The sequence below is a fragment of the Mycobacterium sp. NPDC048908 genome, from assembly GCF_043197955.1.
Taxonomy (GTDB): domain Bacteria; phylum Actinomycetota; class Actinomycetes; order Mycobacteriales; family Mycobacteriaceae; genus Mycobacterium.
In genome coordinates, this window is the sequence record NZ_JBICUE010000008.1 from 194,119 (window position 1) to 214,437 (window position 20,319).

The 20,319-nt window shown below is 66.2% G+C and carries 21 protein-coding genes; 8 read left to right on the forward strand and 13 right to left on the reverse strand.

The window, feature by feature from the left end:
* Positions 1-132 precede the first annotated feature (132 nt).
* Complete coding sequence (locus ACGFK1_RS21470) at positions 133-1,902, forward strand: MFS transporter (protein WP_393433776.1); 1,770 nt, start codon at positions 133-135, stop codon at positions 1,900-1,902.
* A gap of 172 nt (positions 1,903-2,074) precedes the next feature.
* A complete protein-coding gene (locus tag ACGFK1_RS21475; RefSeq protein ID WP_393433779.1) occupies positions 2,075-3,010 on the forward strand; it encodes a lysophospholipid acyltransferase family protein in 936 nt (311 codons plus the stop codon).
* On the opposite strand, the gene ACGFK1_RS21480 is transcribed toward ACGFK1_RS21475, so the two are convergent.
* The 5 genes from ACGFK1_RS21480 to ACGFK1_RS21500 all read right to left on the reverse strand — a co-directional run bounded on the left by ACGFK1_RS21480 (position 2,993) and on the right by ACGFK1_RS21500 (position 7,363).
* Complete coding sequence (locus ACGFK1_RS21480) at positions 2,993-3,397, reverse strand: hypothetical protein (RefSeq protein WP_393433782.1); 405 nt, start codon at positions 3,395-3,397, stop codon at positions 2,993-2,995. The genes ACGFK1_RS21475 and ACGFK1_RS21480 overlap by 18 nt on opposite strands.
* Before the next feature lie 7 nt (positions 3,398-3,404).
* The gene (locus ACGFK1_RS21485; protein WP_393433785.1) at positions 3,405-4,997 is read right to left on the reverse strand and encodes a DUF222 domain-containing protein; all 1,593 of its coding nucleotides are present in this window, start codon (positions 4,995-4,997) and stop codon (positions 3,405-3,407) included.
* A gap of 89 nt (positions 4,998-5,086) precedes the next feature.
* A complete protein-coding gene (locus ACGFK1_RS21490; RefSeq protein ID WP_393433788.1) occupies positions 5,087-5,887 on the reverse strand; it encodes an exodeoxyribonuclease III in 801 nt (266 codons plus the stop codon).
* Between the two features lie 3 nt (positions 5,888-5,890).
* On the reverse strand, positions 5,891-6,766 hold the full coding sequence (locus ACGFK1_RS21495; protein WP_393433791.1) for a GNAT family N-acetyltransferase: 876 nt from the start codon (positions 6,764-6,766) through the stop codon (positions 5,891-5,893).
* A 3-nt stretch (positions 6,767-6,769) separates the two neighbouring features.
* Positions 6,770-7,363 carry a peptide deformylase gene (locus ACGFK1_RS21500; RefSeq protein WP_393433794.1) on the reverse strand — a complete coding sequence of 198 codons (594 nt, stop codon included), beginning with the start codon at positions 7,361-7,363 and terminating at the stop codon, positions 6,770-6,772.
* 137 nt (positions 7,364-7,500) lie between these two features.
* Here ACGFK1_RS21500 and ACGFK1_RS21505 point away from each other — a divergent pair, with 137 nt between their 5' ends.
* The 5 genes from ACGFK1_RS21505 to ACGFK1_RS21525 are packed head-to-tail and all read left to right on the forward strand — an operon-like array spanning position 7,501 to position 10,798.
* A complete protein-coding gene (locus tag ACGFK1_RS21505; RefSeq protein ID WP_067805391.1) occupies positions 7,501-7,809 on the forward strand; it encodes a DUF3263 domain-containing protein in 309 nt (102 codons plus the stop codon).
* A 42-nt stretch (positions 7,810-7,851) separates the two neighbouring features.
* On the forward strand, positions 7,852-8,316 hold the full coding sequence (locus tag ACGFK1_RS21510; protein WP_393433797.1) for a LytR C-terminal domain-containing protein: 465 nt from the start codon (positions 7,852-7,854) through the stop codon (positions 8,314-8,316).
* A 10-nt stretch (positions 8,317-8,326) separates the two neighbouring features.
* Positions 8,327-9,037 carry a superoxide dismutase[Cu-Zn] gene (gene sodC, locus ACGFK1_RS21515; RefSeq protein ID WP_393433800.1) on the forward strand — a complete coding sequence of 237 codons (711 nt, stop codon included), beginning with the start codon at positions 8,327-8,329 and terminating at the stop codon, positions 9,035-9,037.
* On the forward strand, positions 9,027-10,163 hold the full coding sequence (locus ACGFK1_RS21520; RefSeq protein ID WP_393434100.1) for a glutamate--cysteine ligase: 1,137 nt from the start codon (positions 9,027-9,029) through the stop codon (positions 10,161-10,163). The genes sodC and ACGFK1_RS21520 overlap by 11 nt, the downstream gene beginning before the upstream one ends.
* Positions 10,164-10,165: 2 nt before the next feature.
* The gene (locus tag ACGFK1_RS21525; RefSeq protein ID WP_393433803.1) at positions 10,166-10,798 is read left to right on the forward strand and encodes an LON peptidase substrate-binding domain-containing protein; all 633 of its coding nucleotides are present in this window, start codon (positions 10,166-10,168) and stop codon (positions 10,796-10,798) included.
* A gap of 20 nt (positions 10,799-10,818) precedes the next feature.
* Here ACGFK1_RS21525 and ACGFK1_RS21530 read toward each other — a convergent pair whose 3' ends face one another.
* The 8 genes from ACGFK1_RS21530 to ACGFK1_RS21565 form a co-directional block, all read right to left on the reverse strand.
* Positions 10,819-11,718 (reverse strand): class I SAM-dependent methyltransferase, encoded by a 900-nt coding sequence (locus tag ACGFK1_RS21530; protein ID WP_393433806.1) that lies wholly within the window; start codon positions 11,716-11,718, stop codon positions 10,819-10,821.
* Positions 11,705-12,067, reverse strand: coding sequence for a monovalent cation/H(+) antiporter subunit G (gene mnhG / locus ACGFK1_RS21535; RefSeq protein WP_393433809.1), 363 nt, complete (start codon positions 12,065-12,067; stop codon positions 11,705-11,707). The genes ACGFK1_RS21530 and mnhG overlap by 14 nt, the downstream gene beginning before the upstream one ends.
* Positions 12,064-12,351: a monovalent cation/H+ antiporter complex subunit F gene (locus ACGFK1_RS21540; RefSeq protein WP_393433812.1), complete on the reverse strand. Its 288-nt coding sequence runs from the start codon at positions 12,349-12,351 to the stop codon at positions 12,064-12,066. Before ACGFK1_RS21540 ends, mnhG begins: the two co-directional genes overlap by 4 nt.
* Positions 12,352-12,382: 31 nt before the next feature.
* Entirely contained in the window at positions 12,383-12,916 is a 534-nt protein-coding gene (locus ACGFK1_RS21545; RefSeq protein WP_393433815.1) for a Na+/H+ antiporter subunit E, read from the reverse strand.
* Positions 12,913-14,508 (reverse strand): Na+/H+ antiporter subunit D, encoded by a 1,596-nt coding sequence (locus tag ACGFK1_RS21550; protein ID WP_393433818.1) that lies wholly within the window; start codon positions 14,506-14,508, stop codon positions 12,913-12,915. Before ACGFK1_RS21550 ends, ACGFK1_RS21545 begins: the two co-directional genes overlap by 4 nt.
* A complete protein-coding gene (locus tag ACGFK1_RS21555) occupies positions 14,505-14,975 on the reverse strand; it encodes a Na(+)/H(+) antiporter subunit C (protein ID WP_393433821.1) in 471 nt (156 codons plus the stop codon). The genes ACGFK1_RS21550 and ACGFK1_RS21555 overlap by 4 nt, the downstream gene beginning before the upstream one ends.
* Positions 14,972-17,848 (reverse strand): Na+/H+ antiporter subunit A, encoded by a 2,877-nt coding sequence (locus ACGFK1_RS21560; protein WP_393433824.1) that lies wholly within the window; start codon positions 17,846-17,848, stop codon positions 14,972-14,974. The genes ACGFK1_RS21555 and ACGFK1_RS21560 overlap by 4 nt, the downstream gene beginning before the upstream one ends.
* 61 nt (positions 17,849-17,909) lie before the next feature.
* The gene (locus ACGFK1_RS21565; RefSeq protein WP_393433826.1) at positions 17,910-18,569 is read right to left on the reverse strand and encodes a potassium channel family protein; all 660 of its coding nucleotides are present in this window, start codon (positions 18,567-18,569) and stop codon (positions 17,910-17,912) included.
* Positions 18,570-18,667: 98 nt separating this feature from the next.
* Here ACGFK1_RS21565 and ACGFK1_RS21570 point away from each other — a divergent pair, with 98 nt between their 5' ends.
* Complete coding sequence (locus ACGFK1_RS21570; RefSeq protein WP_393434103.1) at positions 18,668-20,164, forward strand: potassium/proton antiporter; 1,497 nt, start codon at positions 18,668-18,670, stop codon at positions 20,162-20,164.
* Positions 20,165-20,319 lie beyond the last annotated feature (155 nt).

Sequence of the window (20,319 nt, forward strand, 5' to 3'; positions counted from 1 at the left end):
TGCAGGCTAGCGCAGGCTGCGGAATCTGCCCACCGGGGAATACGAATTGCCCCGCGTTGCTTTGTATAGCTAATATATGTGTTTTGCGCCGGGTTAGCTGCGCCATTGAGACATAGATACGTGAGTGAACAGATGACGACCGAAGTTGACATGACGAAGACCCCGAGCGCCTCTGACGTCGACGCGGCGCTGGCCGTCACGGCGGACCGGCGGCGTCGGATGGACCACGACCACCCGTTCTACAAGTGGATCGTGTTGTCCAACACCACTTTGGGCATGCTGTTGGCCTCGATCAACGCGTCGATCGTGCTGATCTCGTTGCCCGCGATCTTCCGCGGCATCGGATTGAACCCACTGGCGCCGGCCAACGTCAGCTACCTGCTGTGGATGCTGATGGGATACCTGGTGGTGACCGCCGTGCTGGTGGTCTTCTTCGGCCGCCTCGGCGACATGTACGGTCGGGTGCGCATTTACAACCTCGGGTTTGCCGTCTTCACGGTTGCCGCGATCGCGCTGTCGTTCGACCCGTTCCACATGGGCCCTGGCGCACTGTGGCTGATCGGGTGGCGGGTCGTCCAGGGAGTGGGTGGCGCCATGCTGATGGCGTCGTCGGCGGCCATCCTGACCGACGCGTTTCCTGCGAACCAGCGCGGCATGGCGCTGGGTGTGAACATGGTGGCCGCTGTCGCCGGGTCGTTCCTCGGTCTGCTGATCGGCGGCGTGCTGTCTGAGATCCATTGGCAGGCGATCTTCTGGGTCGGCGTGCCGATCGGCGTGCTCGGAACGGTGTGGAGCTACCGGTCGCTGAAGGAGCTCGGCGTGCGAACACCTGGCCGACTGGACTGGGCGGGCACCTTGACGTTCGGCATCGGGCTGACCGTGTTGCTGACGGGGATCACCTATGGCATCCAGCCGTACGGCGATTCCACGACCGGGTGGACCAACCCGTGGGTGCTCGGCTCGATCCTTCTCGGGGTACTGCTGCTCGTCGCGTTCTGCTTGATCGAGTTGCGGGTGCCACAGCCGATGGTGGACATTCGGCTGTTCCGGTCGGCGTCGTTCGGTATGGGCAACCTTGCGGGTTTGATGTCGTCGGTGGGCCGCGGCGGTCTGCAGTTCATGCTGATCATCTGGCTGCAGGGCATCTGGCTTCCGTTGCACGGCTATAGCTTTGAGTCGACACCGCTGTGGGCTGGCATCTACCTGCTTCCCGCGACGTTCGGCTTCCTGATTGCGGCGCCGATGGCCGGTTCACTGGCGGACCGCTACGGGGCGCGGTTGTTCACGGTGGGCGGCATGGTGCTGATGGCGGGTGCGTTCATCGCGCTGGTGCTGATCCCGGTCGATTTCAACTACTGGGTTTTCGCAATCCTGGTGTTCTTGAACGGCCTCGGCGGTGGCATCTTCACCGCGCCCAACACGGCGGCGATCATGTCGAGCGTGCCAGCGGCCCAACGCGGCGCGGCATCCGGTGTACGAGCGACCTTCTTCAATGCCGGTTCGTCGCTGTCGATCGGAATCTTCTTCTCGCTCATGATCATTGGGCTGGCGAACACGCTGCCCTCGGCCATGAGCTCCAGTCTGCAGGAACAAGGTGTGTCCGCGACGGTGGCGCACGAGGTCGCGAACCTGCCGCCGGTCGGCAGCCTGTTCGCCGCCTTCCTCGGCTACAACCCGATGGCTGAGTTGTTGGCGCCGTCGGGCGCTCTGCAGCACCCGGGTGTGAACGCCGACGTGCTGACGGGCCAGACGTTCTTCCCGCACCTGATCACCGAGCCGTTCCATGCCGGGCTGGTGGTGGTGTTCACCGCCGCCGCGGTGATGATGGTGATCGGCGCGATCGCGTCGGTCTTCAACCCGGGCCGCTACGCGGACGAGCCGGGTGCTGACAACGAGGCGTGACGACGAAGCCGGCGAGGTACTCGCCGGTGAGGAGTTGCGCGATCAAGCCGAGGCGTGACGACGAAGCCGGCGAGGTACTCGCCGGTGAGGAGTTGCGCGATCAAGCCGAGGCGTGACGACGAAGCGTAAGGGCGACGGATAGCCGACTGCGGGTCGTGGGTATCCATGCCCCATGACTACGACAGATCATCGGTCTTCTGAAGTACGTCGGCAGGCGCGCGAACACGCCGACGAGGCCCGCAGCCGGATGGACGCCCGGCGCAGTCAGCAGGACGAAGGCCTGGTCGGGTGGCTGAACGAGCGCGCAGGCGAATGGGAGCTCAGCGGTCCCGACGAGGCCACCATGCAGCGGCAGAAGTACTTCTGGAACTTCCTGGTCGATCACTGGTTCCGGATGGAGTTCGACGGTTGGGAAACCCTGCCCGACCCGCCGGTGCTGTTGGTGGGCATTCATTCGGGAGCTCCGTTCGTCTGGGACGCGTGGACCGTCGGCGTGCAGTGGTGGCGGCGGTTCGGCCAGGAGAGGGTGCTGCACGGCACGGCACACGACGTGCTGATGGCCATGCCGCTGATCGGCCGCTACTTCCGCGCGATGGGCGTGCTTCCCGCCGCACCGGACTCGATGGCGACCGCGTTGGCGGAGGGGCGAGATGTAGCGGTGTGGCCGGGCGGGGAGGTCGACTCATTGCGGCCGTGGACCGAACGCGACCGCGCGAACCTCGCCGGTCGCAAGGGGTTTCTGAAGATGGCCATCCGCGCTGGAGTGCCCATCGTTCCAATCGCGACTGTCGGTGGTGCGGACGCGATGCCGGTGCTGGTCCGCGGCGACCAGCTCTCTCGCACTTTGCGGTTGGACAAGCTGCTGCGGCTGAAGGTGTTCCCGATTGCCGCCTCGCTGCCATGGGGGATCGCGCCCGCCGCCCTGCCCCAGTTCCCGTTGCCCGCGAAGATCCGGACGCGGCTGATGCCTGCGGTCGAGTTGGACCACGATCCCGCTCGCGCCGACGACGACGAGTACCTCGAAGAGAAGTACTGGGAGGTGCAGAACAGCATTCAGCGTGGGATGGATGCGCTGGCGCGTAAGCGGGCTTTACCGCTGTTCGGGTGACGGGGACGGCAGCAGCACGCCGCGCACGAAGTAGCGCTCCATTTTCCGCACGATGATGGCTCCCTCCGGCAATTGTGCTGCGATTTCCAGGTTTTCGTCGGCAACCTCGTCGGCCCACTCGATCGGCCAGCCGCCGTCCGCGAGGCTTGTCCGGAAGGCGAGTATGACGTCGTCGCGGGACATCGTTGACTCAATGACCATCGCCGTCGTCGTGGCCCGGTGCGATGCAGCGCCGGCGAAGCCTCGGCCGCAGCCGCAGGGCCCATCAGGATCCTTCCTGTCTCGATCGCACGGATCTTGCAGCCAGACCAGCTCACCCTCGATGCAGTGGTGATAGTCGTCCGGACTGGCGCCTTGCGAAAAGGCAGTCGCCACAAGAATCTTCATGGTCCTCCTAGAAGGGTGGGTCGTCGTCTTCGGTGGGTGTTGGGGGTGGTGGTGGTTTCCAGTCGGGTGGGAGTTCTTCGGGTTCGAAGGGGTCGTTGAGCCAGGTGCACCAGGGGCTGATGCTGTGTTGTTTGCCGTGGAACAGGATCAGGTAGCGCCGTGATTGGTTGCGCCATTTGCGTAGTTCGATCTCGCGGCGGCGGGCCTGGTTGACTCGGCGGTTTTCGGCGTTGACCGGCCGCTGAGCGCGCAGGTGGGCACGCGCGCGGGTGATCCGCGTGGCCAGCTCTTTGGCTCGGCTGCGTTTGCGTGGGGTGGGCGCCCGACAGGCTTGGCGCAGTTGGGGGAACAGGTCATACCCCAGCGGGGTGGTGATGTAGGTGCGCCCGGTCGGCGAGGTCCACACGATGGTGCCGTCGGGTAACTGTTTTTCGCGCCAGCCACCCGGCCCGCCGTGAAAGGTTTTGAGCCGGTGGTGTTCGCGGCATTCACACCCCAGGTCCTGCGGCACGGTCAACCCGCCGGCCGAGGGATCGGCGTGGTTGAACGCGATGGTGTGGTCGATATCGCAGATCCAGGCTTTGCGGTCACAGCCGGGAAACCGACAGGTCAAATCCCGACACCGGATCCAGTTTGCCAACTCCGCCGAGGGTTGATAGCGGCGCGCGGCCTCGTCGCTGACCTGCGGGCATTGCACCGGGCGCATCGCCGCGGTCTCGGCGATCTCGCGGACCTGTTCGGCGTCGATGACCCCGTAGCCCTCCAGATACCCGGGCTGCTCACTGTCGCCGACCACGGTGGCCTCGGTGGCGATCACATTGATCACCGTGCTTACCGGACTCGGCGGCCCCTCCGCGTTGCTCATCCGTGTCGGGCAGTCGGTCTGCCCGCAGTCACAGGTCAACTCGCGGCGCTGGCTCAGCGCCCAGATCGCATCGCTGCGGCGCTGTTCGATGGTGCGCGAATCCTTGCCGCACACCGATCTGGCCATCTGCGCCAGCCGCTTGTCGAAGGCGGCGCCCACCACCGCGGGCAGCTTGGCGTGCACGCGGGCCATGCCGTCGGGGCCCGGGGTGACATGCACGTAGCGCTCGTGATGGGCGCGCACCCGGCGCTCCTTGGCGGCCTGCGGATCGACCTGGCGCACTGCGGCGTCCACGGCGTTGATCACGCGTCGACGCGACCAGCACACCCACGACCCGATCCGCTCGGCCAACTCGGCGTCCAGCGCGGCCATCGACACCGCATCGCTGACCAGTTCGGTGCGCGCGATCACCTGCTCCACGGTGCGCCAATCCGTCCGGCCCGCCGCCAACAATTCCGCGACCTTGGGCAACCGCACATCCAGCGCCTCGGCCTGAGCCACCAAATGCTGCGCCCCACGCGCGGTCATGTTCATCGCCGCCGACACCTCGGCGGTGGCGCGGGCGAACCCGGTGATCATCGACCAGCCCGGATCCGGATCAGCGGCCTCAGCCTCGGCGGTGCGCAACATCAACAGCGCCGCGATCGCCGCGCACCGATGCGCCATCAACGCCGACTCACGTCCGACACTGTCCTCGATCTCACCGACCAAGACCTCCGCCGAACCCTCGAACATACGTTCGATTATGCCAGACAACAGGCCGGCGAACAGAAGTTATCCACAGGCTGTTGACTCATCAGAAATGCGCGCGTAAGCCTGCGGATCTAAGCAAGCTCCACCAGGACGGGGGCGTGGTCGCTCGGTGCCTTGCCCTTGCGCTCCTCACGGACGATCTCCGCATGCGTCACGCGTTGTGCCAGTGCAGGCGAACCGAGGATGAAGTCGATGCGCATGCCGCGGTTCTTGGGGAACCGCAACTGGGTGTAGTCCCAGTACGTGTACACCGCGGGTCCTGGCGTGAACGGCCGCACCACGTCGGCGTATCGGGCGTTGACGATCGCGTTGAAGGCAGCACGTTCGGGTGGCGTGACGTGGGTGCTGTTCGCGTAGAACTCCGGGCTCCATACGTCCTCGTCGGTGGGCGCGATGTTCCAGTCGCCGACGAGTGCGATCTGTGCCGATAGATCCTCGGCTAGCCATCGGTGTGCTGTATTGCGAAGCGCTGCAAGCCATTCCAGCTTGTAATCGTAATGTGGCGAGCCGACGAATCGGCCGTTGGGTACGTACAGGCTCCACACCCGCACGCCGCTGCACGTCGCGCCGAGCGCCCGTGCTTCCGCGGCGGCCTCGACATCGGGTTTGTCACTCCACGTCGGCTGACCCTCGAAGCCCACCTGCACGTCGTCGATTCCGACCCGCGACGCGATCGCCACTCCGTTCCACTGGTTGAAACCGCAGTGCACGACCTCATAGCCGGCCGCAAGGAACGGCATGACAGGGAACTGCTCGTCGGAGCATTTCGTCTCCTGCATCGCCAGCACGTCGACATCGGCGCGCCCGAGCCAGTCGGTGACCCGATCAACGCGGGCGCGGATCGAGTTCACGTTCCACGTGGCCAGCCGCATGGCCTACAGGCTACGGGCGTCCACGTAGCGGGAACGGTGATGAACGGTGAACCCCATCGACTCGTACAGCGTGATGGCCGCGCCGTTGTCCGTCAGCACCTGCACGTAAGCCCGCGTGGCACCCCGTTCGCCGCCCCATGCCAGCAGTCCCGCACACAAGTGACGTGCCAGGCCGCGCCGCCGCGCCTCGGGCACCACGTGCACCGCCGACAGTCCCACCCAGCGCACGCCGTCGGGCGCGACCGTGACCGCGGCCCTGCCCACAGCGGCCCCCGCGATCGAACCGAACGCCACCTCGCCGTCGACGACGGCGGCCAGCACGTCGGTGGGAACCCCGCGCTGATACAGCCGCAGCCAGTCGTCGTCCGGCGCGCCCGCGATGTCCACACCAGCGGCCGTGACATCCAATTCGCCTGTCATGATCAAGTTTTCACCGTCGGTCGCTACTGCGTGCGGAATCCGAAGTAGCCGGTCCGGCGCCGCCACCAGAGGTGTCAGGCCATGCGCCGCATACCATTCGACAACCGCACCAACACCGCTCGGCGAAACAGACAGCGGCACAGCCGAATTCGCCCGGCGGGTGCTTCCGTGTCCGAATCGCATCAGCCAACCGTCGACCCACTCATGCTCCGCACCGGGCCATGCCATCGCTGCTGCATACTCGAGATTGCGGATATCACCTGTCCGCACCGGCGCTGCGGCAAGCGTTTTCATCGTCACCACGTCCGCAGTCGCCACGTCGACCACCTCGCCGCGTTTGGTGCGTATCGACAACGTATCGCCGAAGGACAACACGTGTCCGACCACATCGGTCAGCGGCGGCGTGGAACCGGCAGGTAGCCGGTACCGCACGACGACGCGATCGCCGACCTCGACCACAGGTCAGTGACCGAACGGATCTGGATCCTCGCCGGGCATCCACGTCAGCCCAGGCACGCCCCAACCGTGCGACTTCACCGCCCGTTTCGCGCTGCGCGCATGCCTGCCCACCAGCCTGTCCAGGTACAAGAACCCGTCCAGATGGCCGGTCTCGTGTTGCAGCATCCGCGCGAACAGGTCGGTGCCCTCGAGCGTGATCGGCGTGCCGTCGGCGTCGAGACCGGTAACCCGAGCCCATTTGGCCCTCCCCGTCGGGAATGACTCACCGGGCACCGACAGACAGCCTTCGTCGTCGTTGTCGGGATCCGGCATCGTCTCAGGCACCTCGGACGTTTCGAGGACCGGATTGACGACGACGCCCCGGCGGCGCTCCGTGCGTCCTCGCTCATCGGCGCAGTCGTAGACGAACACCCGCTTGGCGACACCGATCTGATTCGCCGCCAGTCCGACCCCGTTGGCGGCGGCCATCGTGTCGTACAGATCCTCGATCAAATCGGCGAGATCCGCAGGCAGCGAACCGTCGTCAGCGACGGGCACCGGTTCGGTCGCAGTGTGCAAGACGGGATCTCCGACTATGACGATGGGTCTGATGGCCACGGGGGAAGCTTAAGTCGGCAATCCTTCTAACCCGACTCGCGGGTCCGGGTAACGCTTACGCCTCCGATCCCGTGATTGAATGTTCGCCGAAACGTCAGCTATGTCATTTCGAGTGTGGGGAAGGGTCCAGGGGCAATATGGACGGCGCGATCGCGCGGACTGAGCAATCCGGGGACGACTCTGAACTCACCGATGGGCTGACCCGACGCGAGCACGACATCCTGGCGTTCGAGCGTCAGTGGTGGAAGTACGCGGGCTCCAAGGAAGACGCCATCAAGGAACTCTTCTCGATGTCGGCCACCCGTTACTACCAAGTGCTCAACGCATTGGTCGACCGTCCGGAGGCGTTGGCGGCGGATCCGATGCTGGTCAAGCGGCTGCGTCGGTTGCGGGCAAGTCGGCAGAAGGCCCGTGCGGCTCGTCGGCTGGGCTTCGACGTCACCTAGGGTTTTCGGGCCTGGGATCCCCTCTCGATAGAGTGGGCGCCAATGAATCAGCGAAACTCGTCCGGACTGCCACTGCGCGCCATGGTGATGGTGTTGCTCTTCCTAGGCGTGGTGTTCCTGCTGGTCGGGTTCCAGGCGATGGGGTCCGACGACTCGGACAACGACCAATCCTCGTCGATCGCCACCACCACCAGCACCCCACCGGCGACGTCGCCCTCACCGACAGCCGCGGCCGCCAAGGCCGACGTGCGGGTCTACAACATCTCCTCAACCGAGGGTGCCGCCGAGAACACCGCGAACCGGCTACGCGAAGCCGGCTGGAATGTGACTGACACCGGCAACCTGAGCCTGCCGGAGATCTCGGCTACCACCGTGTTCTTCAGCGACGCGCCCGGTGAGCGCGAGGCCGCCGACGAAGTGGGCAAGCTGCTCGAGGCGCCGGTACAACCGCGGGTTCCCGAGCTGACCGAGCAACCGCCGGGCGTGGTCGTAGCGGTTACCGGCTAGGCTCTTGCGCATGCTGAAGACCGTCGCTGCCGCTGCCTTCTTCGCCGTTCCCCTCGTCGCACTGACTGCGTGCAGCCCGAACGAACCCGTCGCCACCCAACCCGGCACCACACCGCCGGTATGGACCGGTTCGCCTGCGCCCACCGGCTCGCCCACCGAGGCCCAAACCGGACCGGGCGCGCAGGGGCAGGCCGCCGCGGGCGGGGAGAAACTCACCGCACAGCTGAAGACGGCCGACGGAACCACGGTGGCCACCGCTGACATCGAGTTCGCGGGTGGCTTCGCGACCGTCACCGTCGAGACCACCACACCCGGCAAGCTCGCCCCTGGCTTCCACGGTCTGCACATCCATTCGGTCGGCAAGTGCGAAGCCAATTCCGTCGCCCCGACCGGCGGCGCGCCCGGTGACTTCCTCTCCGCGGGTGGGCATTTCCAGAAGTCCGGCCACACCGGCCACCCCGCGAGCGGCGATCTGGTCTCGCTGCAGGTTCGTGGGGACGGCACCGCGAAGTTGGTGACGACGACCGACGCGTTCACCGCGGAGGATCTGACGGGCGGCGCGAAGACCGCGATCATCATCCACGAGAAGGCGGACAACTTCGCCAACATCCCGCCGGAGCGCTACCAGCAGGTGAACGGCGCGCCGCCGCCGGACGCCGAGACGCTGGCCACCGGCGACGCCGGAAAGCGTGTGGCGTGCGGTGTCATCAATTCCGGGTAGGCAACCGGCTAGCAGCCACATAGACTTCGCCGGCTCCCCCCGGCCGACGCTCGGCGTCGAGTGGGAGTTCGCGTTGGTCGACGCGGAAACCCGCGATGTCAGCAACGAGGCAGCGCAGGTGATCGTCGAACTCGGCGAGAACAACCCCCACGTCCACAAGGAACTGCTGCGCAACACCGTCGAGGTCGTCACCGGCATCTGCGATTCGGTGCCTGAGGCGATGGACGACTTGCGGTCGACGTTGGGCACCGCGCGCAAGATCGTCCGCGATCGCGGGATGGAACTGTTCTGTGCGGGCACCCATCCGTTCGCGAAGTGGTCTCCGGGCAGCCTCACCGACGCACCGCGCTACGCCGAACTGATCAAGCGCACGCAGTGGTGGGGCCGCCAGATGCTGATCTGGGGTGTGCACGTGCACGTCGGCATTTCGTCCGCGCACAAGGTGATGGCGATCAACACGTCATTGCTCAACCACTATCCGCACCTGCTGGCGCTTTCGGCCTCCTCGCCGTTCTGGGACGGGGAGGACACCGGCTACGCCTCGAACCGCGCGATGATGTTCCAGCAGCTGCCCACCGCGGGCCTGCCGTTCCACTTCCAGACGTGGGCGGAATGGGAAGGCTTCGTATACGACCAGAAGAAGACCGGCATCATCGACCACATGAACGAGATCCGCTGGGACATCCGGCCATCGCCCCACAAGGGGACGGTCGAGGTGCGGATCTTCGACGGGGTCTCCAACATTCGTGAGCTCTCGGCGCTTGTCGCGCTGACCCACTGCCTGATCGTCGATCTGGACCACCGCCTGGACGCCGGCGAGCGGCTGCCCACCATGCCGCCGTGGCACGTGCAGGAGAACAAGTGGCGCGCGGCGCGCTACGGTCTTGACGCGGTCATCATCCTGGACGCCGACAGCAATGAGCGGCTGGTGACCGAGGACCTCGACGAATTGCTGAACAGGCTTGAGCCGGTTGCCAAATCATTGAAATGCGCCGACGAGCTGGCAAGGGTCTCCGACATCTACCGGTCGGGCGGCTCCTATCAGCGCCAGCGCAGAGTTGCCGAGGAGAACGACGGCGATCTGCGTGCGGTGGTCGACTCTTTGGTTGCGGAGTTGGACATCTAGCCGTGCTCGTCACACCGATGTTCCCGCTGGAGGTGGCGATGCTGCCCGGCGAGGAGCTGCCGCTGCGGATTTTCGAACCCCGCTATACCGCAATGGTTTCGGACTGCTTGACCGCAGCGGATCCGTCGTTCGGCGTGGTGCTGATCTCGGCGGGTCGCGAAGTCGGTGGGGGAGACAGCCGCAGCGATGTCGGCACGATGGCGCACATCACCGAATGTGCCGATTTCGGCGACGGGCGCTACCGACTGGGCTGCGTGATGGCCGAGCGGATCCGGGTCCTCGAGTGGCATCCCGACAATCCCTATCCCCGGGCGGCCGTGGAGTTTTGGCCCGACGAACCCGGCCCTGCGGTCGACGTCGACGCAATCCGCGACGTCGAGGACCGGATCGTCGCGTTGTTCGAACGGCTTGCCAAGGCCAACGGATCCGAAGTCGACCCGAGGGAGATCGTGGCCGGTGCCGACGACTCCGGGGACGCGGCAATGTGGTTGTACGCGCTGGCTTCCCGTCTACCGATGGGCCAGGCCGACCGCTACGCGGTGCTGGCCGCACCCACCGTTGCCGAGCGGGTGGCCGCCCTTCAGGACGCGGTGGACACCGTCACGGCGATGGTCGAGTTTCAGCTCTCCGAATAACGGTGGCCGAAGGCCGTCGCTCAACAGAGCAGATGTCCCTCGATGAACACCGAGCGCGGGGTGGTGTCCTCGGACTGATCGGACTTGCAGCGGCCATAGCGCTTCATCAGGTCGCGTGCCTCGACCGCCGTCACCTGCCAGCCCCGCTCAGCCAGCCAATCGGCCACATCGGTGCGGTCCTCGATGTACCACAGATCAGAGACGTCGGGGCCGTCCGGTTCACCGGCTTCCTCGCGTAACCGGCGCATCTGTTCCCGACGGGCGGCCAGATAATCCGAGTCGAAGAAGCCCTTCCCGAACGATTCCACCGCGACACGGCTGCCGGTGGCGCTGAGTTCGGCGATCCGTTCGAACAACAGGTCCTGGCCGGCGGCCGGGAGATAGGGGAGTAACCCTTCGGCCGTCCACGCGGTCGGCACCGTGATGTCGAATCCGGCGTCGCGCAACGCTTCCGGCCAGTCCTGCCGCAGGTCGATCGGCACAGCGACATAGCGCGACACGCTCGGTTCGGCGTCGTTTCGGGCCAGCGTCTCGGCCTTGAATTCAAGTACGCCGGGCTGGTCGATTTCATAGAGCACGGTGCCGTCCAGCCACGGCAGCCGCCAGCCCCGCGCATCGAGGCCTGCGGCAAGGATCACTGCCTGGTCGATGCCGTTGGCGCCTGCCGCCATGAAGAACTCGTCGAACCATTTGGTCCTGGACGCGGCGTAGTTGCCGATGGATCGGATGCGCTCGAGCATATGACTCGGCGGCAGTTGCCAACCCTGTTCCATTGCCGCATCGACGAACATCCGGGCGTACGGATCGGTGAACAGCGGACAGTCCGACGTCGCCTCCTGCGACCGTGACCATGCCACGCCGAGGGCTGTCGCGCCGACTCCCTCGGTGATATCCCAACTGTCGTCGTCAGTTCTCGCCATTGCCACCGGATTCCCTCTCCTGGGCGAACTCAAGCATTTCGTCACGGGTCATCAGGTCGTCGCGAATGTTCTGCTCGCGGTAAGCGAGTTGGCCGACACGGTTGGCGATCACCGGGGCGGTGATCACCGTGAACAAGCCGGTGAGGATGATCATGCCGACGTCGGCGTGGCCGCGCAGTCGGATCGCGGCGCCGGCCAGCACCAGCAACAGCCCCAGCACCTGAGGCTTGGTCGCCGCATGCATGCGCGTCAGCGTGTCGGGGAAGCGGACCACCCCGATGGCCGCCGTCAGCGCCAGTGTCGAACCGCCGAGCACCAGCACAGCGGTGACGATGTCCCACCCATTCATCGCGAACCCCGTCGTGCCCTTGGCTTTTCGGTGTCGGGGACACGGAAACGGGCGACGCTGACGGAACCGACGAAACTGATCAACGCCAGAGCGGTGAGGCCGTACGTCACTGTGGTGTCCAGGCTGTAGGCGGCCCAGGCACCGATCGCGCACATCGTCACTGCGACAAGGGCGTCGAGCGCGACGAGGCGGTCCAGCGTGCTGGGGCCTGCGAGCAACCGGTACATGGTGAGCGCGCCCGCCGTGGTCAGCATGACCGCCGCGATCACCCAGACGCCCATCACGCGCGATCCGCCTTCGCTACTCGCTCGCCGATCATGCGCTCTCCCCCTCCGCCACAGGCCGCCAATCCTCGTCGCGCTCGAAGGCCGCCACCAGCATCCGCTCGATCTGCGCGATCTGGCGGTAGAACCTGGCCACCGCGCGCTCGGATCCGACGTCGATCACGTGCACATAGATCATTCGCCGAACCTGGTCGATCTCCAGCACGATGGTGCCAGGGGTCAGGTTGATCATGTTTACCGCCAATGCCAGCACCAGATCCGATTTGACCGCCACGTGTGCGCGCAACACCGCGCTCAGCGGCGGCGGCCCAGGCTTGAGCGCGAGCCACGCCAACTGCATCGACGACACCACCAGATGCCACGCCACCAGGGCGATCAACCGCAGCAGCGACACCGGATGCAGCCTGCCCTCGACGGGCACCACGGGCAGCGGCAACAGCAACGTTATGCCCAATGCGACGGCCAGGCCCGACACGATGTTGGCAGCAGACACGGCGCCCCACAACAGGATCCACACCAGCATCAGCCAGAGCAACACCCATCCCCGCAGCGCGATACTTCTCATTCTCGGCTCCCCAGCACCGCGCTGATGTAGTGACCGCGGTCGAGCACCTCGTCGGCGGCGCGGCCGCTGTAGGAGATGATCGGCCCGGCAAGCACCGTGAGTGTCAGGCCGACGGCGATCAGCGCCCCGGTCGGCAACACCATGCCGACAGGCATCCGGCCGACGTGATCGCGGTCGACGAACTCGATGTCCTCCGGCTCGTCGAGGAGCACCGAAGGCGACGCCGCGGACAGCTGACCTTCCGGCGCGTCTTCACGTGATCGCCAGAACGCCTTGGTCCACACCCGGGCCACCACATACAACGTCAACAAGCTCGTCACGACGCTCCCGCCCACCAGGACCCAGGCGAGCACGGAGCCGCTCTGCGCGCCCGCCTCCAGCAGCGCCACCTTGCCGATGAACCCGGAAAACGGGGGAATGCCACCGAGATTCAGTGCAGGAACGACGAACAGGAACGCCAGCAGCGGGCTGACTGCAGCCAGCCCGCCGAGCCGCTGCATCGTCGACGCGCCCGCCTGGCGCTCGATCAGGCCGACCACCAGGAACAGCGTCGTCTGCACCACGATGTGGTGCGCCACGTAGTAAATCGCACCCGACATGCCGAGCTGACTGGACAGCGCGATGCCGAACACCATGTAGCCGATGTGGCTGATGAGCGTGAAGGACAGCAGACGTTTGATGTCGCTCTGAGCGATCGCACCCAGGATGCCGACCACCATGGTGAGCAGCGCGGCCACCAACAGCAACGGATCGAGCCCGCCGCTGGGGAACAGCAGCGAGTGCGCCCGGATGATCGCGTACACACCGACCTTCGTCAGCAGGCCGGCGAACACCGCGGTGACTGGTGCGGGTGCGGTGGGGTAGGAGTCCGGCAGCCAGCTCGACAGCGGAAACACCGCGGCCTTGATGCCGAACGCGACGAGCAGCACCGCGAAGAACGCTGTCCTGGTGCCCGCCGCCACTCCGTCGAGCCGGACCGCCAGCTCGGCCAGGTTCAGCGTCCCGGTCGCGGCGTAGACGAGTGCGATGCCGAACAGGAACACCAGCGACGACACCATCGACACCATCACGTACGCGATGCCCGCCCGGACGCGGTCCTTGCTCGCGCCGATGGTCAACAGCACGAAGCTCGCGGACAGCAGCACCTCGAAGCCGACGAACAGATTGAACAGGTCGCCCGCCAGGAATGCGGTGCACACGCCCGCCGACAGCACCAGATAGGTGGGCAGAAAGATCGAAACCGGTTGGCGGTCATCGCCGTCGCGGATGCCCTGCCCGATGGCGTAAAACACCACGGCGAGCAACACGATCGACGACACCACCAGCATCAGCGCCGACAACCGGTCGACCACCAGGCTGATTCCCAGCGGGCCCAACCCGGCCTCCGTCGGCCCCCAGCCTCCGATGTGCAGCACCAGCGTTCCGTCGCGATCGGCAAGGTGCAGCAGCATCCCGCATACCACCGTCACCACGCACAGCGCGACAAGAGTGATCAGCCGCTGCAGCCGCGGCCTGCGCCCCGCGAAAAGCGTCGCCGCCGCGCCAACCATCGGGATCAGCACCGGAAGCGGCATCAGCACGGCGGCGGTCATCGCGACCCCTCGTGTTCCGGCAACGCGTCGAGTTCGTCGGGCGCGTCGGTGTCGATCGCGCGGTCGGGCTCGGGGCGGTCGTCGGCAAGCGGCGCCCCGTCCGACTCGGCGAGTTGCGAAACCCGCGCATCTTCCGGATCGACGTCGACTTCCTCGACCGTGTTCAACCGATAAGAGCGGTAGCTCAGGGCCAGCACGAAGGCGGCGATGCCCATCGAAATCACGATGGCTGTCAGGATCATCCCCTGCGCCAACGGATCCGCGGTGGTGGTCTCGCCGTCGCTGACGCGGCCTCGGATAGGCGGATTGCCGGACGCACCGCCGACGCTCAGGATCAACAGGTTGATGGCGTTGCCGATCAGCAGCAGTCCCAACAACATTCGCGTTAGGGTCCGCTCCAGAAGCAGGTAGACCCCGACGCTGGAGAGTCCGCCGATCAGGACCAGGGGCACCAGATATGTGGTCATCGGGACGCCACCGCCGCGGCACGCTCGCTGATTTCCACGTCGACCCGCGCGCCGAGGCTGCGCAGCACGTCGAGCACCAGTCCGACGACGATCATGTACACACCCAGGTCGAAGAACAACGCCGTGACGAACTTGACGGTGCCAAGCACCGGCACGTCGATCTGGATCAGTGCCGACGACAACGCAGGCGCGCCTACGAGCAGCGAGGCCACCGCGGTACCGGCCGACAGGCCGAGGCCGACGCCGAGGATCTTGCCCGCATCCAACGGAAGCGTCTCGCCGAGTTCGTAACGCCCGCCCGCCAGATAGCGCAGCACCAGCGCGAGGCCTGCAGTGAGCCCGCCTGCGAACCCGCCGCCGGGGGTGTTGTGCCCTGCGAAGAAGAAGTATGCGGACAACACCATGATGAGCGGGAAGATCATCCGGGTGGCGACCTCGAGCACCAGCGACCGGTGCCTCGGATCGCGCAACTCGCTGCCACGCAGCCAGGTGACATCGCCCGCGGCCGGGCTGATCGCGAACTCCGGTAGCCGGCCGATGTCGGGCTGACCCGCATCCGAAACGCGTGGCGGAGCACCGAAACGCCTGTGCCGGAACACCATTGACGCGACACCGGTGGCCGCGACCAGCAGCACCGACACCTCGCCAAGGGTGTCCCAGGCCCGGATGTCGACCAACAACACGTTGACCGTGTTGGCGCCGTGGCCGCGGAAGTACGCCGCGTCGGGCAGCAAGGAGGCGATCGGGGTGCCGGTGCGCGCGGCCATCGCGTACGCGGCCAGCGAGGTGACGGTGGCCCCCACCGCAAGTGCGAGCACTGCGCGCGGTAGCCGCAACCGCTTGATGTTCTCCCTGTCGGCCTCAGCGGGCAGCGTGCGCAGCACCAGCACGAAGATCACCAAAGTCAGTGTCTCGACCAGGAATTGGGTGAGCGCCAGATCTGGCGCGCCGTGGAAGGCGAAGATCACGCCGCAGCCGTAGCCGGTGACACCGATCAGCAGCACGGAAGCCAACCGGTTGCGCATCACGGTCGCACCCAACGCCGCCGACAGCATCAGCAGCCCCACCACGACCTGCAGCGGCGAGTCCCACAACGCGAACTGGGGTCGGTCGCGGGCGCCGACAGCGAGCGCGACCACCGGCACCACCACCAGCGTGCACAGGATCGTCGACTGGATGGCCGGGATCGAACCCCGCTGGATGAAGCCGGTGAGCCGCACCGACCCCAGATCCAGCAGGCGCAGCGCGGCGTCGTAGATGTGGTCGGCGTTGCCGAGCGGTTTCTTGATCGTGCGAAGCTGCCGCAACCTGGCCCGGCCGAAGAACGCGGCGGTGCCGACCACCAACACCAACACCGACAACAGCACAGGCATGCCGAAGCCGTGCCACAGCGCAAGGCTGTACCGGTCACTGCCGGGAACGGTGTCGACGTAGGTGTCCAGAACCCGGTCCAGGCCGGCGGGCCACACCCCGAACACCAATCCAGCAGCGGCCAAGATGGCCGGGGATATCAGGAAACTCGTTGCAGGACGGTGCATTTCGGCGACCAGCTTGCTGGGTTCTGCCCGACCCTTTCTCGCGAACGCTCCCATCAGGAACCGAAGGCTGTAGATGGTGGTGAACACCGAGCCAAGCACGATGCCGGCAAGGACATACGGCGCCGCGGCACCCAGTTGCGGCGCGTGCGCGACGGTTTCGAAGTCGGCCTCCTTGGCGACGAAGCCGAGGAACGGCGGAAGCGCGGCCATGCTCGCGGTCGCGCCAATGGCGACGATCAGCAGCCGGGGACTGCGGTGACCGAGCCACGCGAGCCTGCGGATGTCGCGGGTACCGGTGGCGTGGTCGATGATGCCGACGACCATGAACAGCGCCGCCTTGAACATGGCGTGCGCGCACAGCATGGCCAATCCGGCCAACATCAGATCCCCGCCGCCCGCACCGACCATCACGGTGATCAAGCCCAATTGGCTGACCGTGCCGAACGCCAGAATCAGCTTCAGGTCGTATTCGCGGACCGCACGCCAACCGGCCAGCAGCATGGTGAGCACGCCGAGCGTTACCACGGTCGGCCGCCACGGCGGCGAGTCGGCGAAGCCGGGGCTCATCCGGGCCACCAGGTAAACGCCGGCCTTGACCATCGCGGCGGCGTGCAGGTAGGCGCTGACCGGTGTCGGCGCGGCCATCGCGCCGGGCAGCCAGAAGTGCATCGGGACGATCGCGGACTTCGACAGCGCGCCGACCAGAACCAGCACTATTCCGATCGACGCCGCGACACCTGTCGGCGGTGCGGCGAGCAGTCCGGACAACAGATAGGTGCCAGACGCATTGCCGAGCACGACGATGCCGACGAGCATCGCCAGCCCGCCGAACGTGGTCACCAAAAGGGCTTGGGTAGCGGCCCTTCGACTGGTGGCGCGTTCGGCGTAGTGCCCGACGAGCAAGAACGACAACACCGTGGTGAGCTCCCAGAACACGTAGAGCACCAGCATGTTGTCGCTGCAGACCAGGCCGAACATGGCGCCCGAGAACGCGACGAGTTCGGCAGCGAAGCTGGGCAGCCGCTTTTCGGTGTGCCCGTCACGGTGATGGAAGTAGTCGGTGCAGTAGAAGAGCACCAACGCGCCGATCCCCAGCACCAACACGCTCATGATCGCGGCGAGCGAATCGAAGCGAAGGGTGATGTCCATCGACAACGCGGGCACCCACGAGACGTTGACCGTCGTCCCGCGGGGGCTGGGCCAGTTCGACACCACCCAGAACAGGGAACCGAGCGGGACGAGCGCCAGGGGATAGAACGCCAGCCGGCCCCATCGGTACACGAGCAGCGGTGCTAAGGCGGTCGCGACCGCATGGGCGAAGAGGACGGCGAGCATGGCACTCCGAATTCGGTCGGGGTGTCAGCCTTGGTTTTACTGACTTTGGATTGGTCCCAGTCTACGGGCCGTGCACGATCGCTCGTATCTTGGCTTCGACCTCGTCGTTCGCGACGAACAGCAACTCGTCGCCCTCTTCGAGGACATCCTCGGACGTGGGAAGGATGACGCGGTCGCCACGCAGCACCGTGACAAGCGCGCTGTTCGCCGGGTCAGCCAAGTCCCCGACCCGCGTGCCGACCAGCGGGTTGTCGGCGGGCAGCGTGAGTTGCGCCAGATTCGCACTGCCCTTGCGCAAGCCCATCAGTCGCACCACGTGGCCGACGTCGATGGCGCCCTCCACCGAGGCGACCATCGCGACCGGGGTGGACACCGCGACATCGATGCCCCACGCGTCTGTGAACAGCCACTCGTTGCGGAAGTCGTTGACGCGGGCAACCACTCTGTCGACCCCGAACTCGGTCTTGGCCAGCAGCGACATCGTGACGTTCGACTTGTCGTCACCGGTGGCGGCGATGACGACATCGCACATCTGCAACCCGGCCTCTTCAAGCGACGTCAGCTCACACGCATCGGCCAGCAACCACTCGGCACCGGGGACCGCAGACGGTTCGTACCGCGCCCACTTCTGCTCGATCAACAGCACCTTGTGACCGTTGTCGACCAGTTCCTGGGCGACCGATCGGCCGACCGCACCCGCTCCGCCGATGGCGATCCGCATGACCTCCGTCCCCTCCGAGCGCCGCGCTCATAGACGTTCGTACTGGTTAACTAGCACCGACACAAGTCCTGGCCGCCGGGAAGATCGAGGAGGTCGCCATCACCCTGCACCAGCTGTATCTGGCCTTGTTCGCCGGCGGCTTGGTGCTGCTGGCGAGCATCGTCGCGACGCGGGTGGCGACCAGGGTCGGCTTCCCAAGCCTGCTGTTGTTCCTCGCGGTCGGTGTCGTGCTCGGCGAAGGCGTGCTGGGCATCGAGTTCGACAACGCGCAACTCGCGCAGGATCTCGGGACCGCGGCGCTCGGAGTGATCCTGGTCGAGGGCGGTCTGACGACTCGGTTCGGCGATATCCGCAAAGTGCTTGCGCCCGCGACCATTCTCGCGGTCGTGGGTGTCGCCGTCAGCACGGCGGTGACCGCGGTCGGGACGCATTACCTGCTCGGCATCCACTGGCAGTTGGCGCTGCTGCTCGGCGCGATCGTGTCCAGTACCGACGCGGCTGCGGTCTTCTCGGTGCTTCGAGTGGTACCGCTGCCAAGGCGGCTTGCCGGCCTGTTGGAGGCGGAGTCAGGCTTCAACGACGCGCCAGCCGTCATCCTCGTGCTGTTGTTCGCCGCGATCCCGTTCGAGTTGCATCTCGGGATGATCGTGGCAACCGTGTTGTACGAGTTGACAATTGGCGCTGTGATCGGCCTCGGGCTCGGATTCGTCGGGGCCCTCGCGTTGCGGCGCATCGCGCTGCCCGCTTCGGGTCTGTACCCGATCGCCACCTTCGGCTTGGGCATGGTGGCGTTCGCCGCCGCAGGCTCCGCGCACGCAAGCGGTTTCCTGGCGGCGTACCTGGCGGGGTTGGTGCTGGCCAACTCGGGGCTGCCACACCGCTCGGCGACCAGGTCGTTCGCCGAGGGCGCGGGTTGGCTGGCTCAGATCGGCCTTTTCGTGTTGCTGGGGCTGTTGGTGTCGCCGACCGAGCTCGCGGCCCAGATGGTCCCGGCTGTCGTCATCGGCCTGGTGTTGCTGTTGCTGGGTCGGCCGCTCTCAGTTGTGGTGTCGCTGATCGGCTTTCGAGTGCCGTGGCGCGAGCAGGCGTTCCTGTCGTGGGCGGGGCTGCGCGGCGCCGTTCCGATCGTGCTCGCCACGTACCCGATCGTCGCGGGCGTGCCCGGCAGCGACCGACTGCTGTCCATCGTGTTCATCCTCGTCGTGGTGTTCACACTGGTGCAGGCGCCGAGCCTGCTGCTCGTCGCGGAACGGCTGGGATTGGTCCGTCGCGACACCGCCCGCGAGATCCAGGTGGAGGCCGCGCCTCTCGACGTGCTCGGCGCCGAACTGCTCACCATGACGGTGCTTCCGGAGTCGCGGTTGCACAACGTCACCGTGCTGGAGTTGCGACTGCCGGATCCCAGCGTCATCACGCTGATCATCCGGAACGGGCACTCGTTCGTGCCGCAGCCGGACACCCACATCAGGACCGGGGACGAACTTCTCATCGTCACCACCACCAAAACACGGGAGAACGCCGAGCGCAGGCTTCGCGCCGTCAGTCGTCGCGGCAAACTCGCGTATTGGTTCGATGAGTACGGCGAGGCGGAGTAAGCGGCCGAACTAGCCGCGCCGGTCGATCGCTGGAATGTCGGCCGGCAAGGCGTCGTCGGCTCTCACATGCCGTCCGATCCCACAATGTGATACGCAGCCGACCCGCGGCAGCAAGTGAGCCACGTCTCCTTCCGGCGAACCTGAACGCCAGCTGT